This window comes from Bradyrhizobium sp. Arg816 (assembly GCF_029989365.1).
GTDB lineage: Bacteria > Pseudomonadota > Alphaproteobacteria > Rhizobiales > Xanthobacteraceae > Bradyrhizobium.
This window is the reverse complement of record NZ_JAPRAQ010000002.1, coordinates 257203-270171: the sequence shown is the minus strand read 5'-3', so window position 1 is coordinate 270171 and position 12969 is coordinate 257203. Positions and strand designations below refer to the sequence as shown.

Sequence of the window (12969 nt, the reverse complement as noted above, 5' to 3'; positions counted from 1 at the left end):
AACGCCCTAGGCCGCCGGCTCGATGTAGCGCGGGAACGCCGGTGTCGGCGCCGGCAGCGTCGAGCCTGGCGCGATCCGTTTGGCGCCACCGAGCATCGCGAAGTTCCGCTCGCCCGCGGGAATGCCGAGGCTGTCGAGCAGCAAGCCCGAGGCCGTCGGCATCGCCGGCTGGGCCAGGATCGCTATCTGGCGCACGACTTCGGCGGTGACATAGAGCACCGTCTTCTGCCTGACAGGATCGGTCTTCGCGAGCGCCCACGGCGCCTCGCCCGCGAAATAGCGGTTGGCCTCCGCGACCACGGCCCACACGGCATTGAGCCAGTGATGGATCTGCTGCGTCGCCATCGCTTCGCGAGATGCGGCGATCATGCCGTCGGCCATCGCAAGAATCGCCTTATCGTTGTCGCTGAACTCGCCCGGCTCCGGCAGCACGCCGCCGAGCTGCTTGGCGATCATCGACAGCGAGCGCTGCGCGAGGTTGCCGAGATCGTTGGCGAGATCGGCATTGATGCGCGCAACGATGGCTTCGTGGTTGTAGTTGCCGTCCTGGCCGAACGGCACCTCGCGCAGGAAGAAATAGCGCACCTGGTCGACGCCATACTGGTCGGCGAGATTGAAGGGGTCGACGACGTTGCCGACCGACTTCGACATCTTCTCGCCCCTGCTGAACAGGAAGCCGTGGGCATAGACCCGCTTCTGCACGGGAATGCCGGCCGACATCAGGAATGCGGGCCAGTACACGGCGTGGAAGCGAATGATGTCCTTGCCGATGATGTGCACGTCCGCCGGCCAATAGCGCCAGCTCTTGTCGCTTTCATCGGGGAAGCCGACGCCGGTGATGTAGTTGGTGAGCGCGTCGACCCAGACATACATCACGTGCTCTTCGTCGCCGGGCACCTTGACGCCCCAGTCGAAGGTGGTGCGCGAGATCGAGAGATCACGCAGGCCGCCTTTGACGAAGCTCACCACCTCGTTCTTGCGCGAATCGGGCCCGATGAAATCAGGGCGATCCGCGTAGAGCTTCAGAAGCTTGTCCTGATAGGCGGACAGACGGAAGAAATAGCTCTTCTCCTCGACCCACTCGACCGGCGTACCTTGCGGCCCGAGCCTCACGCCGTCGTCGTTCAGACGCGTCTCATCCTCGGCGTAGTAGGCTTCGTCGCGCACGGAGTACCAGCCGGCATAGGTGTCGACATAGATGTCCCCGTTCGCGTCCATGCGGCGCCAGATCTCCTGGCTGGAGCGATGATGCTGCTCTTCGGTGGTGCGGATGAAACGGTCGAACGACACGTTGAGGCGTTCATCCATCTCCTTGAAGCGGCCGGCATTGCGGGCCGCCAGCGACGACACCGTCAGGCCTTCGTTCTGCGCGGTCTGGATCATCTTCAGGCCGTGCTCGTCGGTGCCGGTCAGGAAGAACACGTCCTTGCCGTCGAGCCGCGCGAAGCGCGCCAGCACGTCGGTCGCAATCGCCTCGTAGGCGTGGCCAATATGCGGGCTGCCATTGGGATAAGCGATCGCAGTCGTGATGTAGAAGACGTTGTCGCGCGCAGGAGCGGCAACGGGAGCTGCGGCTTGCGGAGCCGCGACGGGCTTCGGCGCGGGCGGCGCCTCAGGCTTCGACACTTTGGGCTTCGACACCTTGGGCTTCACAACCTTCGGCGGCGTGGCGACAGGAGCCGGTACGGCGGTCACGGCAAGCGCAGTCGCTTTCGCTTTCTTGGCGACCTTCTTCGCCGGAGCCTGGTTCCTCGCGGGAGCCTTGCTCTTCGCCGGAGACTTGGCTGCCTTCTTGGCCGCTTTCTTCACCGCCTTCTTGGCAACGACCTGCTTCTTCGCAGCCTTCTTGCCGGCCTTGTTTGCCGTCTTCGCAGCGCTTTTCTTCGCGCCCTTCTTGGCGGCAGCCTTCTTGGTCTTCTTGACCTTCTTGGCGGCCTTGGACGCGCGCGTCTTCACAGCCTTTTTCGCGGCGTTCCTCACGGCCTTCTTCTTGCTGCTTTTGGCTTTGACGGTTTTCTTAGCTCGCGTTGCCACGACGAATTCCTTTACCGGCTTCTCAAAAATTTGGAAACGAACCTGCGTTCGATTATTGTTTTGAGCATGATCCTCTCGGAAAACCGCTGCACACTTTTCCGGATCATGCTCTAGCGCGTTGCGTCCGCCAGCCAGCCGAACACCGAGAAAACCAAGGGCTTTCGCTCCAGATTGTAGGTTTCGGTGTCGCGCGCGGCGCGGACGATCTTTTCCCATACCTCAGCTAGGCGCGCAAGGCGCGGCAGGTTCTGGTTGGCATTGGCCTCGTCGGAGTGCAGGCGTTGCGCGATCCAGCGATCGATGCCGTCGATGAAGGCCGCCAGCGCGACTCGATCGCTGGTGCCGAGCGAATCGCCGAGCGTGTGCAATTCGCGTGGATCGACCTGCGGCAGGCGCGCGAGCAGCGCCGCCGTGCGCTGCTGCAGCTTCAAGGCATCGCCGCCGAGCAGCGTCAGCGCCCGCGCGACGCTGCCCTCGGAGGCCTCCGCGGCCTCGCGCAGCGCCGGATCGTTCGGATCGAGGTCAGCCGCCGAAGCTGCGGCGCCGATCACATCTTCCGTGCCGAGCGGGCGCAGGCGCAGCTTGCGGCAGCGCGACTGGATCGTGGCGAGCACGCGCGCCGGCGCGTGGCTGACCAGGAGGAACAGCGACTGCTGCGGCGGCTCCTCGAGGATCTTCAGCAGCGCGTTGGCGGCATTCGGATTGAGCTCGTCGACGGTGTCGACGATGCAGACGCGCCACCCCTCTGCCGCGGCAGTCGAGCCGAAAAAACCGATCGTCTCCCGCGTCTCGTCCACGGTGATCACGGTGCGCATCACGCCGCGGTCGTTGGCGGTGCGTTCCAGCGTCAACAGCCCGCCATGCGAGCTGGCCGCAACCTGCCGCGCCACGGCGTTATCAGGATCGATCGCGAGGGTCTCGGCGCGCTGCACGGACGGCGCCAGCGGCTGGCCGTTGGAAAGCACGAAGCGCGCCATGCGATAGGCCAGCGTCGCCTTGCCGATCCCCTGCGGCCCGCCGATCAGCCAGGCATGCGGGATGCGCCCGCTGCGATAGGCCGCGAGCAGCGCCGTCTCGGCCTCGCGATGGCCGAACAGAAGGCTCGTCTCGCGCGGATGCGGAATGGCGGTTTCGCGTTCGGCCTGGCGCGGGCTCATAGGGAAACCACCGATGCAGGGGTTGGGAGAAGACGATCGCGCAGCGCCGTCCAGACTCGTCCAGCAACCGTGTCAGGATCGGAATTGGCATCGATCAGGACGCAACGGCCGGGATCGTCCTCGGCGATCTTGCGATAGGCCTCGCGTAGGCCCTGATGGAAGCTGAGCTTCTCGCCCTCGAACCTATCAGGTGTGCCGCTACCACGACGCACGGCAGCGCGCTGCAATCCAATCTCGACCGGCAAATCGAGGATGAGGGTGAGGTCCGGCTTGAGATCGCCGATCGTGACCCGCTGCATCGCGTTGATCAGGCCCATCGGCACGCGGCCGAGGCTGCCCTGATAGGCCCGCGTCGAGTCGGCGAAGCGATCGCACAGCACCCAGGCGCCCCGATTGAGCGCAGGCTGGATCACGGTGCGGACATGATCGTCGCGAGCAGCCGCGAACAGCAGCGTCTCGGCGTCGGGCCCAAGCAGCTTGCCCATCCCCGACAGCACCAGGTGGCGCATGATCTCGGCCCCCGGTGAGCCGCCGGGCTCGCGCGTGACGAGGGTCCGCATCCTGGCCGCATTGAGGCGGTCGGCGAGCTTCTTGATCTGGGTCGACTTGCCCGTCCCCTCGCCGCCTTCAAAGGTGATGAAGCGCCCGCGTCCGGACGGCCGCTGTGCTGCGCTCTCACTCATGATCAGAGCTTCTCGGCGCCCGCGCGGAACATGCCGATCACGAGCTCGCTGGCACCATCGATCGCGCGGCGCATGGTCGAGCCGGTGCCGATCGCTTCGGCGGCATAGACGGGCGTCTCCACCGCGATATTACCGCTGCGCCAGACCTTGACCACACCGACCTTCTGCCCGGCTTCGATCGGCGCGCGCACCGGACCGCTATAGACGACGCGCGCAATCAGCTTGTCGTTGCCGTTCTTGTGCACCATCACCTTGACGGGCGTCTTGGCGACCAGCTTGACCGAGCGGCTCTCGCCGCCAAACACTTTTGCGTAGCCAACCAACTGGTCGGCCGCGATCAAGGTGCGGGTCTCGAAATTGCGAAAGCCCCATTCCAGCATCTTCTTCGCCTCGGTGGCGCGATCCTCAGGATCTTCCAGGCCATTGACGACCACGATCAGCCGCGTGCCGTTCTGCACAGCCGAGCCGACCATGCCGTAGCCGCCTTCCTTGGTATAGCCGGTCTTCAGACCGTCAGCTCCTTCCATCGAATTGAGCAGAGGATTGCGGTTGGGCTGGCGGATCTTGTTCCAGGTGTACTCCTTCTCGCCGAACAGTTTGTAGAATTCGGCGAAGTCGAGAATGATGTGGCGGGCGAGGATGCCGAGCTCGCGCACCGTCATCTTGTTGCCGGGATCGGGCAGGCCGTTGGAATTGCCGAAGGTCGACTTCGTCATGCCGAGCTCGCGGGCACGCTTGGTCATGAAGTCGGCGGCAAAGATTTTCTCGTTGCCGGCAATGCCCTCGGCCAGCGCGATACAGGCGTCATTGCCGCTCTGGATGATCGCGCCATGCAGGAGGTCGTCGACCGAAACCTTGCTGTTGATGGCGGCGAACATGGTCGAGCCGCCCGAGGGCGCACCACCTTTGCGCCAGGCATTCTCGCTGATGCGGTATTCGTCGGTCGGCTTGATGTCGCCCTTCTTGATGGCATTGAAGACGACTTCCGCCGTCATCAGTTTCATCATGCTGGAGGGCGCGCGCAGCTCGTCGGCGCTCTTCTCGAACAGCACGCTGCCGCTGGAGGCCTCGATCAGGATCGCGGTGGGGGCGTCGCCATCGAAGCCGGAATCCTCGGTTTTCTTGGCGCCCTGGATGCTCTGGTTGGCGGCGTAGAGTGCCCCGCCCCAGCCAATGCCCGCCACCAGAACCGCCGCGATCAGCCCGCGCGCCAGCGCACCGGCGGAGAACCGGGTGCGATGGAGCGGAAAAAGACGAAATGCCATGGCGAAGCCCTGAGAGCGGCGTTCTAACAGCAGGAACCGGTGCGAACAACACGGGGCCGGCCGCCGAACCCGAGATTGCACGATTCTCGGCGCGCCCCTATCGTGGCACCTCATATTTCCCGACCAAACCCCTGAAACAAGGCGGAAAAGCGATGTTGTCAACCCGCGTGATCAAGGCCAACGGGATCGACCTGTTCATCCGCGAAGCCGGCCAGGGCCCGCTGGTGGTGCTGTGCCACGGCTGGCCCGAGCTATCCTACTCCTGGCGTCACCAGATCGCGGCGCTGGCGGACGCCGGTTTCCACGTCGTCGCCCCCGACATGCGCGGCTACGGCCAGAGCGCGGCACCGGCGGATGTCGCCGCCTACTCGATCTTCGACACGGTCGGCGACATCGTTGGCCTCGTGCAGGCGCTCGGCGAGAGCAAGGCGATGGTGGTCGGCCACGACTGGGGCGCGCCGGTGGCCTGGCATGCGGCGTTGTTCCGGCCCGACATCTTCACGGCGGTGGCGGGCCTGAGCGTGCCGCCACCCTTCCGCGGCCGCGGCAAGCCGCTCGATCTGCTGCGCCAGGGCGGCGTCACCAATTTCTACTGGCAGTACTTCCAGACGCCCGGCGTCGCCGAGGCCGAGCTCGAGCGTGACGTCGCCCGCACCATGCGGATCGTGCTCGGCGGCCGCGGCCTTGCCGATCCCAGCGCTGCGATGTTCGTCCAGGAGGGCAAGGGCTTTCTCGGCCACGCGCTCGCCGATGAGCCGCTGCCCAACTGGCTCAGCGAGGCTGACCTCGCCTATTTCACCGAAAGCTTCCGCAAGTCCGGCTTCCGCGGCGGGCTGAACTGGTACCGCAACCTCGACCGCAATTGGGAGCTGACGGCGCCCTGGCAGGACGCGCAGATCCATCAGCCATCGCTCTTCATTGCCGGCTCCAAAGACGCCGTCATCACCGGCCTGATCGGCGCCAAGCGCGTCAACGAGCTCGAGCGCGTGTTGCCCAATCTGACGCGGAAGCTGATCATCGAGGGCGCCGGCCATTGGGTCCAGCAGGAGCGGCCCGACGAGGTCAACGCTGCGCTGCTGAAGTTCCTGCGCGAGTCGTCCGCGCGCTAAGCGATATCCTTTCGCCTCGCGATGTGCGCGGCACCCGCCGTTCCCGTCTTCGCAAATCCCTACCGCGCGTAAAACCGGCGCGCGGCCACGTTGCTTGCGAACACGCGTGCGCATCCCGTTCTGATGCTCAAGGCAATGGCGGTGCGCCGCCAGCCGGATTTGCCTGCTTGGAGGACCTGCTCAGTAGAGGCCGCGGCCACTCAGGATGCTGCGGGCCTCGGCGGCGCCGTCGGCCGATGACGGTGCGTTCTCGGTCGCGTAGCGGCCATCCTCGTCGTAGGACACGGCTCGGGCGTTCTGGAGCGCCCGCCCCCTGCTGCGACTGCGACTCGAGGCCGACATCTCCGAGGTCGCATTGAGCGACGCCATGTCGGCGGAGGTGCTGCCGAGATTGTAGGGCCGTCCCTCCGGCGTCGGAACCTCGCCGCGAATGGCGCCGCGGTTCGACGATGGCAGCTCCGGCACGAACGGCCTTGCCGAGGCAACCCGCACCATCGAGGGCGACGGCGCCGGGATCCCGGTCCGCAGGGTCGCCATCAGCTGGCGGTCGTCGGAGCCTTCCAGCGGCGCCCGGCCGACATACTCGACACGGACCTTGGCGACGCCATTGCCTTTGAATTCAAGGAGTTCAGCGGCTTTGTTCGAGACGTCGATGAGCCGGTTGCCGTGATAGGGCCCGCGGTCGTTGACGCGCACGATCAGCGATTTGCCGTTCGAGACATTGGTCACCCGCGCGTAGGACGGCATCGGCAGGGTCGGATGCGCCGCTGTCAGCGAGGTCATGTCGAACACTTCGCCATTGGCGGTCAGGCGGCCGTGGAAATCGTCGCCGTACCAGGACGCCATACCCTCGGCGCGGTAGTTGACGTCCTCCTCCGGCACGTAGGTCCGGCCGCCCACGATATAGGGCTTGCCGACGCGGTAGGTGCCGCCGCCTTTGGGGACCGGATCCCCAAACGCCACGACCCGCGGGCTCGAGGACACGCCGTATTTCGGATCGACCCGGCTGGCGAACTTGTTCGAGGAGGCGCAATTGGCAAGCGCGAGGCAGGTCGCGACCGCGGCAACACCGCGTGCGGCCCGCAAAACCGAATCTGACCGTCGGATCCCCATGCGCCCCAAATACCACTTCGCCGGAGGCGTACCCAACCCGCTTTGGCTACGGAGGAGCGCTGTCCGGTCCCTTAATCCGAGGCGGCCCACCACCGCGTCGGAAGCAGTAAGGATAACGCAACCCGAACACGGCGGAAATGGGGAGCCCACGGCGTTCACGCTGGGATGGTAAACGGGACGTTCGCCTCTCCCCCGTTCATCTACTGAGCGCAGGCACCCTGCTCTGTGCCACACCTGGACATTCTGTTGCGCCAAATCCTCACTCCACCCCCATTGTCTTGTGGCTCACTGGAATTCTTTTGACTGTGCAAGGCCGCACGCGTTTTCTCGGTTGCAGGGGCGAACTGGAATTTGACGATGATCGAGACGGTTTCGGCACTGATGGGTCTGGTAAGCGCGGGGATCTTCCTGGCCCATGCGTTTGAAGGTTACCGCACGAGGGCCTGAGGGCACTCGCGCGGACGGCAAGGATCACCTCTTTCAAGACGGCACGTTCGGACAATCTTAAGCGATCCGACCGAGCATCGAACACGAGAGCGGCAGGTGTCCCATGCGCAACCACGACTTCGTATCAGATGGCTTCCTGGCGCTGACCGCGGGCGGCTTGGTTCTTCTCTGCTCGAGCCTCGTGGCATTGGCCTTCGGCTGAACACCACCACCACGCTCCTGCTTTCTAACCACAACTACACCGCGATGCAGCATACAGCTCTGTCCGGTATTGTTCTGCTCCCGTATTGTTGATTGAATTTCTGCGTTCGGCGCCTCGACTCATTTCAAGAGGCCATCACCAACGAGGGTGACGCAAATGCTTGCTGAGAAATTTTTTCTGGTTCTGGAATCGCTGATCCGCGGCGACCGCACCTATCCCGACGGAAGTCCCCGGGTGATCAGCACCTCCCCGCACGTGCCGGTGAAGCTGCCGGGCCGGAAATAGCCGTCCCCAAACCTCCGAATCACGCGCTGCTCAGCGCAGGCCCAATAGCGAGCGGCGATAAAGGCTGTCGCGAGCCTCGCTCAGGCAGACGAAGCTGCCGTCGAAACCCTGGCCGTACCGCTTCTGGCTCTTGCCGTAATAGACGCCCTTCCTGAAATCGAGCCAGACCACCTGGTCGTGCGGGCAATGACGTTGCGCCTGCGCCTCGTAGCGAAACGGCGTCAGCGGTGTCGCCGAGACCTCCGCGCTACCGGTGCCAACCACGATTGCAACGATGACCGCGATCCCGCCGAGCCCTTTGCCGAAGCCGCTCCAAGACACCCCCGCCTCCCCATTCAAGCCCTGGCTCTTTGGCCGTTCGGCACGGTAGCACGAGAATGCACGATCTGCCGGCCGCAGCCGGCGGCTTGGCCGTCTTCCACCGGCCATCTTGTCGGGTTACATGAAAGCGAGATCATCTCAGCTCGCGAGGATGCTGCCTGAATGTCGGTTGAGCCTGCACCCGAGTCCGAACTGCGCACCGAACCCCGTCCGCCGGCGCCGCGTTTGGGCCTGCTGCCGATGATCATCTTCGGCTCCCGCTGGCTGCAACTGCCGCTCTATCTCGGACTGATCGTGGCGCAATGCGTCTACATCGTGCTGTTCCTCAAGGAGCTCTGGCATCTTTCCTGGCACGCGATCGACCTCACCGAACAGCAGATCATGATGAGCGTGCTGGCGCTGATCGACGTCGTGATGATCTCCAACCTGCTCGTGATGGTCATCGTCGGCGGCTACGAAACCTTCGTTTCGCGGCTCGACCTCCAGGGTCATCCCGACGAGCCGGAATGGCTCGGCCACGTCAATGCGAGCGTCCTGAAGATCAAGCTCGCCATGGCCATCATCGGCATCTCCTCGATCGCGCTGCTGCGCACCTTCATCGAGGCCGGCAATCTCGGCTCGAACCGCGCCGGCTTCACCGAGACCGGCGTGATGTGGCAGGTCCTGATCCACATCACCTTCATTGCCTCGGCGATCGGCATTGCCTACGTCGACAGGCTCAGCGATTCAGGCATGCGCAGGCACGCCGAGTGAGCTGCGAGGCGGCCTCGTCTATCTGTCTGCTTCGAGCTGCGCGAGCGCCTGGTGCAGGCACTCCTGAAGCTTCTGCGCGACCTGCTCGCGCGCGACGCCCTTGGTGGCGAGATCGCCGGACACCTTCGCCACGACATCGTCGGTCTGGCTCTCCAGATTGTCCGTCACCAGCGCCGTTGCGTAGCTTGCCGCTGCATCGCCACTGAGCCCGAGCTGGCCCGCGGCCCAGAGCCCGAGCAACTTGTTGGACCGGGCCGTGGCCTTGAACATGAATTCCTCGTCGTGGGCGAATTTGGCCTCAAAGCCCTGCTCGCGCTTGTCGAACGTGGTCATGGTCAGCTCCAATGCGTTTTCGCTGAGGAGAATCGGACTGGCTGGGAGCGAACGTCTCCGTGGTTCTCGTCAGTTTAGGATCATTTGAATCTTCCTCCCGGAAGGCAGAGGCCGTCAAGCCTGCGCGGTGGTGCGCTGCAGCCCGGGCGTTGGCGCGGCACGCACCAGCGCCGCGCCAGCCAAATCGGCTAGGCAGAGATGTTTACCGTCCGTTAAGCGGACTCGGCGCCGGATGGGCCGGGGGACATCGAGAGCTGGCGCATGAACAAAGAGCTGCGGGAGTTTCGACGGCTTGAACGGGTCTGCCTGGAGCAGGCCGCTCTCTCCACCATGGACCTGGCGCGAAGCGGGTTGCTCAAGGTCGCCGACGATTGTCGCATCGCGGCCGAAGCGATCGAGGCGCAAGCGCCCCGCGGCGCGTTCGCCGGCGCCGTCCAGGCGCTCAAGCTGGCTTTGAGCGCAACGGGGATGTCCAACCGGCATTAGCTGCCGGTCGGTCGGGAGATCGCTTCAGAAGATTGCGGGCGGCGACCGCGTACGGTCAGCCCTTCGCCTCGGCCGCTTCGCGCGCGAGCCGCTCGGCCCTCAGCCGTTCCTTGTTGGCGTAAAACGCCTTCTGCGCCTCTTCGTGATCGCGCATGGCCTTTTCGGCCTCGATCCGGCGAGCGGCATCGCGAGCCTGGCGCTGCTCAGGGGTCAAGGGTTTGCGTCGGAAGGAAAGGTCTTCGGTCATGCGGAGACAACGCGCAAGCAGCGAAACGGTTCCACGAGTTGAACCGGGCAGGCTTGCGCGGTCGATTGAAGGCTCAACATATCAGATAGTTAGATGATGCACTCGTCGGTCCGCCGGACCTGTTGCGTCGCCCCCGGCGGCTTGACGCCTGGGAGAGAGCACTGCGGCGCCGCGGAAATCGCGCTGCGGACGGGCGGGTCCGGCTAGTATTGGGTGTTTTGCTGAACTTGGCGCGCCAGCTCCGTGCCTCCGAGCAGCGTGATCAACATCAGCGCCTCGTCGAGACCCGCGGATATTCCGCCTCCGGTCAGGCGATTGCGATCCAGCACGAAACGCGGATGTCCGTCGGCAACCTTCACCTTCGGGAACAGCGTCGGGAAGCATTCCAGGAAATCCCAGTGCGTCGCCGCCCAGTGGCCATCGAGAAGACCCGATGCCGCGAACAGCATCGCCCCCTCGCAGACCGAGCACATGTACTTCGCACCGGCGGCCTGCCTGGTCAGAAACTCGAAGTAGGTGCTGGGCGGATCGTTGATGATCTCGGTGAGCGCGTCTGGATCGCCGCCTTCACGCGCGCCTAAGCAACGGTCAATGCTTCGGTGTCCATTCCAGCCCCCGGACAGCAAGACGAAGAAGGCGGTCGGAGACTAAGCACAACTTTGGGGTGATTTCACGTAAACACGCATCTTCAGCGTCAAAGCAAGCCTGAATATTTTGTCAGGTTGCGTGATCTATTTCATACAACCTTTATCAAAACGACAGATCTGGTTCAGCACTGGCCATCGGACGTGTCCGGTCATCAGGCGCTACGCGATCGAACGCAGCGTGCATTCAATCGTCGTGGGACGAAGCCGAGCCGCACCGTGAGCGAATCCGCGCCGAACGACTGCTTGACGAAGCCGGGCTTCGCCCTTCCCGGCCTGTTCCTCCATCGGACTTGGTTTTCCCCCGCAAGCGCCAACTTCGCGTTGCCTTGCGCGGTCGACTGCGTTAAGCGACAACCATTCTCTGTCCGGAAGGGTGGCCGAGTGGTTTAAGGCACCGGTCTTGAAAACCGGCGTGCCCGCAAGGGTACCGTGGGTTCGAATCCCACCCCTTCCGCCAGTATATTGTTCACCACTGTTCGTGGTCGTTCGAACTCCACAGCAAATTCAGTGATTTATGCCGAACGACTGTACTTCACAGTTCGTCGGTGTTCTTCCTAATCGGGTCACTGACCGTAGCTGAAGACCGTGGGTTCGGAGGACGATTCTTTCGGAGGAACAATGGCTGGACGGCTCAAACCACTCGACGTAGAGCGCCTCACAAAGCCCGGCAAATACGCCGACGGCGGCGGCCTCTACTTGATCGTCACAGGACCAACGTCGAAAAGCTGGTCATACAGATATTGGAAAGACGGGAAAGAGCGGTGGCACGGTCTTGGCTCGTTGAAGGAGGTATCGCTAAAGGACGCGCGGCTTGCCCGGGATGCGGCCCGGCTGCGCGTCAAAGGCGATCGCAGTACGGCCGGCGTCGACATCGTCCAGGAACGTCGAAAGGCGCGCGAAGAGGCGAAAGCCGTTGTGGCCAAGATGGCGTTGCCGACCTTCGAAGAATGCGCGGAAGCCTACATTCGGGCGAACTGGTCGACCTGGAGTGAGAAGCATCGCGATCAGTGGCCGTCCTCCCTCAAGCGCTACGCCTACGCCACCATCGGCACATTGACGATCCCGGAGATCAAGCCAAGCCACATCTACGATCTGCTGGAGCCAATTTGGGTGGAGAAGCGGGAGACTGCGAACCGCGTCCGCGGCCGAATTGAAACGATTATCGCAAAGAACGTCGATATCGATGATCCGGAGTTCCGCAATCCAGCCGAACTTACGCGGCAGATGCGCGAGAAACTACCAAAGCGCACCAAGCGAGTCGTTCGGCATCATCCCGCTTTGCCCTATGCGGAGGCTCCGCCATTTTTGACGCTTCTGGCTAGCGCTCCGGGCAGAGCTGCCGCCATGTTGCGCTTCCTAATCTTGACGGCCTGCCGCACCAATGAGGCAGTCGAGGCGCGCTGGTCCGAGATCGATCGGCCAAACTCGACTTGGAAAATTCCGGGTGAACGAATGAAGATGGACCAGGATCATTACGTTCCCTTGTCCGGACCCGCATTGACGGTGCTTGACGAGTTGCGCGATGGACGCCAAGGCGAACTGATCTTCACCGGTCCTGATGGCGGAGCATTCTCCGAAAACGCAATGCTCGCAGTGCTTGATCGTCTCGGCTACGGACACGTGACGGTGCATGGCTTCCGGTCAACCTTTGCAACTTGGGCGGAGGAATGCACCGATTATCCGGACGGCGTACGCGAAGCCGCGCTGGCCCACAAATACAAGAGCGAGACCACCGCAGCCTATCAGCGGGGCCAAAAGTTGGAAAAGCGACGGGCTCTAATGAAGGATTGGGCTGCATTCCTCACGGGCGCCAATGTAATCCAATTGAGCGACCGCACGGCGAGTCGAGCGTTAGAGACACTGGCGTGAAAGATGTCGCTAGCGAAG

General features: G+C 63.6%; 14 protein-coding genes and 1 tRNA gene. 6 read left to right on the top strand and 9 right to left on the bottom strand.

Annotated elements, in window-relative coordinates; translation table 11 throughout:
• Nucleotides 1-6: 6 nt before the first annotated feature.
• The 4 genes from metG to OWC48_RS06375 form a co-directional block, all read right to left on the bottom strand.
• On the bottom strand, nt 7-2034 hold the full coding sequence (metG, locus tag OWC48_RS06390) for a methionine--tRNA ligase (RefSeq protein WP_282519197.1): 2028 nt from the start codon (nt 2032-2034) through the stop codon (nt 7-9).
• A gap of 110 nt (nt 2035-2144) precedes the next feature.
• Nucleotides 2145-3191, bottom strand: a complete 1047-nt coding sequence (locus tag OWC48_RS06385; RefSeq protein WP_282519196.1) for a DNA polymerase III subunit delta' — start codon at nt 3189-3191, stop codon at nt 2145-2147.
• Complete coding sequence (gene tmk / locus OWC48_RS06380; RefSeq protein ID WP_282519195.1) at nt 3188-3874, bottom strand: dTMP kinase; 687 nt, start codon at nt 3872-3874, stop codon at nt 3188-3190. Before tmk ends, OWC48_RS06385 begins: the two co-directional genes overlap by 4 nt.
• A 2-nt stretch (nt 3875-3876) precedes the next feature.
• Nucleotides 3877-5139: a D-alanyl-D-alanine carboxypeptidase family protein gene (locus OWC48_RS06375; protein ID WP_282519194.1), complete on the bottom strand. Its 1263-nt coding sequence runs from the start codon at nt 5137-5139 to the stop codon at nt 3877-3879.
• A gap of 152 nt (nt 5140-5291) precedes the next feature.
• Between OWC48_RS06375 and OWC48_RS06370 the strand changes: the two genes are divergently transcribed.
• Nucleotides 5292-6248, top strand: a complete 957-nt coding sequence (locus OWC48_RS06370; protein ID WP_282519193.1) for an alpha/beta fold hydrolase — start codon at nt 5292-5294, stop codon at nt 6246-6248.
• A 180-nt stretch (nt 6249-6428) separates the two neighbouring features.
• Here the strand turns inward: OWC48_RS06370 and OWC48_RS06365 are convergent, their stop codons facing one another.
• Nucleotides 6429-7361: a septal ring lytic transglycosylase RlpA family protein gene (locus OWC48_RS06365; RefSeq protein ID WP_282519192.1), complete on the bottom strand. Its 933-nt coding sequence runs from the start codon at nt 7359-7361 to the stop codon at nt 6429-6431.
• An 805-nt stretch (nt 7362-8166) separates the two neighbouring features.
• On the opposite strand from OWC48_RS06365, the gene OWC48_RS06360 reads away from it, so the two are divergent.
• Nucleotides 8167-8295 (top strand): hypothetical protein, encoded by a 129-nt coding sequence (locus OWC48_RS06360; protein ID WP_282519191.1) that lies wholly within the window; start codon nt 8167-8169, stop codon nt 8293-8295.
• 30 nt (nt 8296-8325) lie between these two features.
• Here the strand turns inward: OWC48_RS06360 and OWC48_RS06355 are convergent, their stop codons facing one another.
• Nucleotides 8326-8616 (bottom strand): hypothetical protein, encoded by a 291-nt coding sequence (locus OWC48_RS06355; RefSeq protein WP_282519190.1) that lies wholly within the window; start codon nt 8614-8616, stop codon nt 8326-8328.
• A gap of 162 nt (nt 8617-8778) precedes the next feature.
• On the opposite strand from OWC48_RS06355, the gene OWC48_RS06350 reads away from it, so the two are divergent.
• The gene (locus OWC48_RS06350; RefSeq protein WP_282519189.1) at nt 8779-9369 is read left to right on the top strand and encodes a TIGR00645 family protein; all 591 of its coding nucleotides are present in this window, start codon (nt 8779-8781) and stop codon (nt 9367-9369) included.
• Between the two features lie 18 nt (nt 9370-9387).
• Here OWC48_RS06350 and OWC48_RS06345 read toward each other — a convergent pair whose 3' ends face one another.
• Nucleotides 9388-9702, bottom strand: a complete 315-nt coding sequence (locus tag OWC48_RS06345; protein WP_282519188.1) for a DUF1476 domain-containing protein — start codon at nt 9700-9702, stop codon at nt 9388-9390.
• A 261-nt stretch (nt 9703-9963) separates the two neighbouring features.
• Between OWC48_RS06345 and OWC48_RS06340 the strand changes: the two genes are divergently transcribed.
• Complete coding sequence (locus OWC48_RS06340; RefSeq protein WP_028153369.1) at nt 9964-10188, top strand: hypothetical protein; 225 nt, start codon at nt 9964-9966, stop codon at nt 10186-10188.
• Nucleotides 10189-10243: 55 nt separating this feature from the next.
• On the opposite strand, the gene OWC48_RS06335 is transcribed toward OWC48_RS06340, so the two are convergent.
• Nucleotides 10244-10435 (bottom strand): hypothetical protein, encoded by a 192-nt coding sequence (locus tag OWC48_RS06335; RefSeq protein WP_028153368.1) that lies wholly within the window; start codon nt 10433-10435, stop codon nt 10244-10246.
• A gap of 203 nt (nt 10436-10638) precedes the next feature.
• Nucleotides 10639-11061, bottom strand: coding sequence for a hypothetical protein (locus tag OWC48_RS06330; protein ID WP_282519187.1), 423 nt, complete (start codon nt 11059-11061; stop codon nt 10639-10641).
• A gap of 388 nt (nt 11062-11449) precedes the next feature.
• On the opposite strand from OWC48_RS06330, the gene OWC48_RS06325 reads away from it, so the two are divergent.
• Nucleotides 11450-11539 (top strand) — tRNA-Ser (locus OWC48_RS06325).
• A gap of 161 nt (nt 11540-11700) precedes the next feature.
• Nucleotides 11701-12951 carry a phage integrase central domain-containing protein gene (locus OWC48_RS06320; protein WP_282519186.1) on the top strand — a complete coding sequence of 417 codons (1251 nt, stop codon included), beginning with the start codon at nt 11701-11703 and terminating at the stop codon, nt 12949-12951.
• Nucleotides 12952-12969: the final 18 nt, after the last annotated feature.

Coding starts and splice junctions, on each gene's coding strand:
- OWC48_RS06370 (WP_282519193.1), top strand. CDS start 5,292: ATGTTGTCAACCCGCGTGATCAAGGCCAACGGGATCGACCTGTTCATC.
- OWC48_RS06320 (WP_282519186.1), top strand. CDS start 11,701: ATGGCTGGACGGCTCAAACCACTCGACGTAGAGCGCCTCACAAAGCCC.
- OWC48_RS06345 (WP_282519188.1), bottom strand. CDS start 9,702: ATGACCACGTTCGACAAGCGCGAGCAGGGCTTTGAGGCCAAATTCGCC.
- OWC48_RS06350 (WP_282519189.1), top strand. CDS start 8,779: ATGTCGGTTGAGCCTGCACCCGAGTCCGAACTGCGCACCGAACCCCGT.
- OWC48_RS06360 (WP_282519191.1), top strand. CDS start 8,167: ATGCTTGCTGAGAAATTTTTTCTGGTTCTGGAATCGCTGATCCGCGGC.
- OWC48_RS06365 (WP_282519192.1), bottom strand. CDS start 7,361: ATGGGGATCCGACGGTCAGATTCGGTTTTGCGGGCCGCACGCGGTGTT.
- OWC48_RS06385 (WP_282519196.1), bottom strand. CDS start 3,191: ATGAGCCCGCGCCAGGCCGAACGCGAAACCGCCATTCCGCATCCGCGC.
- OWC48_RS06340 (WP_028153369.1), top strand. CDS start 9,964: ATGAACAAAGAGCTGCGGGAGTTTCGACGGCTTGAACGGGTCTGCCTG.
- OWC48_RS06335 (WP_028153368.1), bottom strand. CDS start 10,435: ATGACCGAAGACCTTTCCTTCCGACGCAAACCCTTGACCCCTGAGCAG.
- tmk (WP_282519195.1), bottom strand. CDS start 3,874: ATGAGTGAGAGCGCAGCACAGCGGCCGTCCGGACGCGGGCGCTTCATC.
- OWC48_RS06375 (WP_282519194.1), bottom strand. CDS start 5,139: ATGGCATTTCGTCTTTTTCCGCTCCATCGCACCCGGTTCTCCGCCGGT.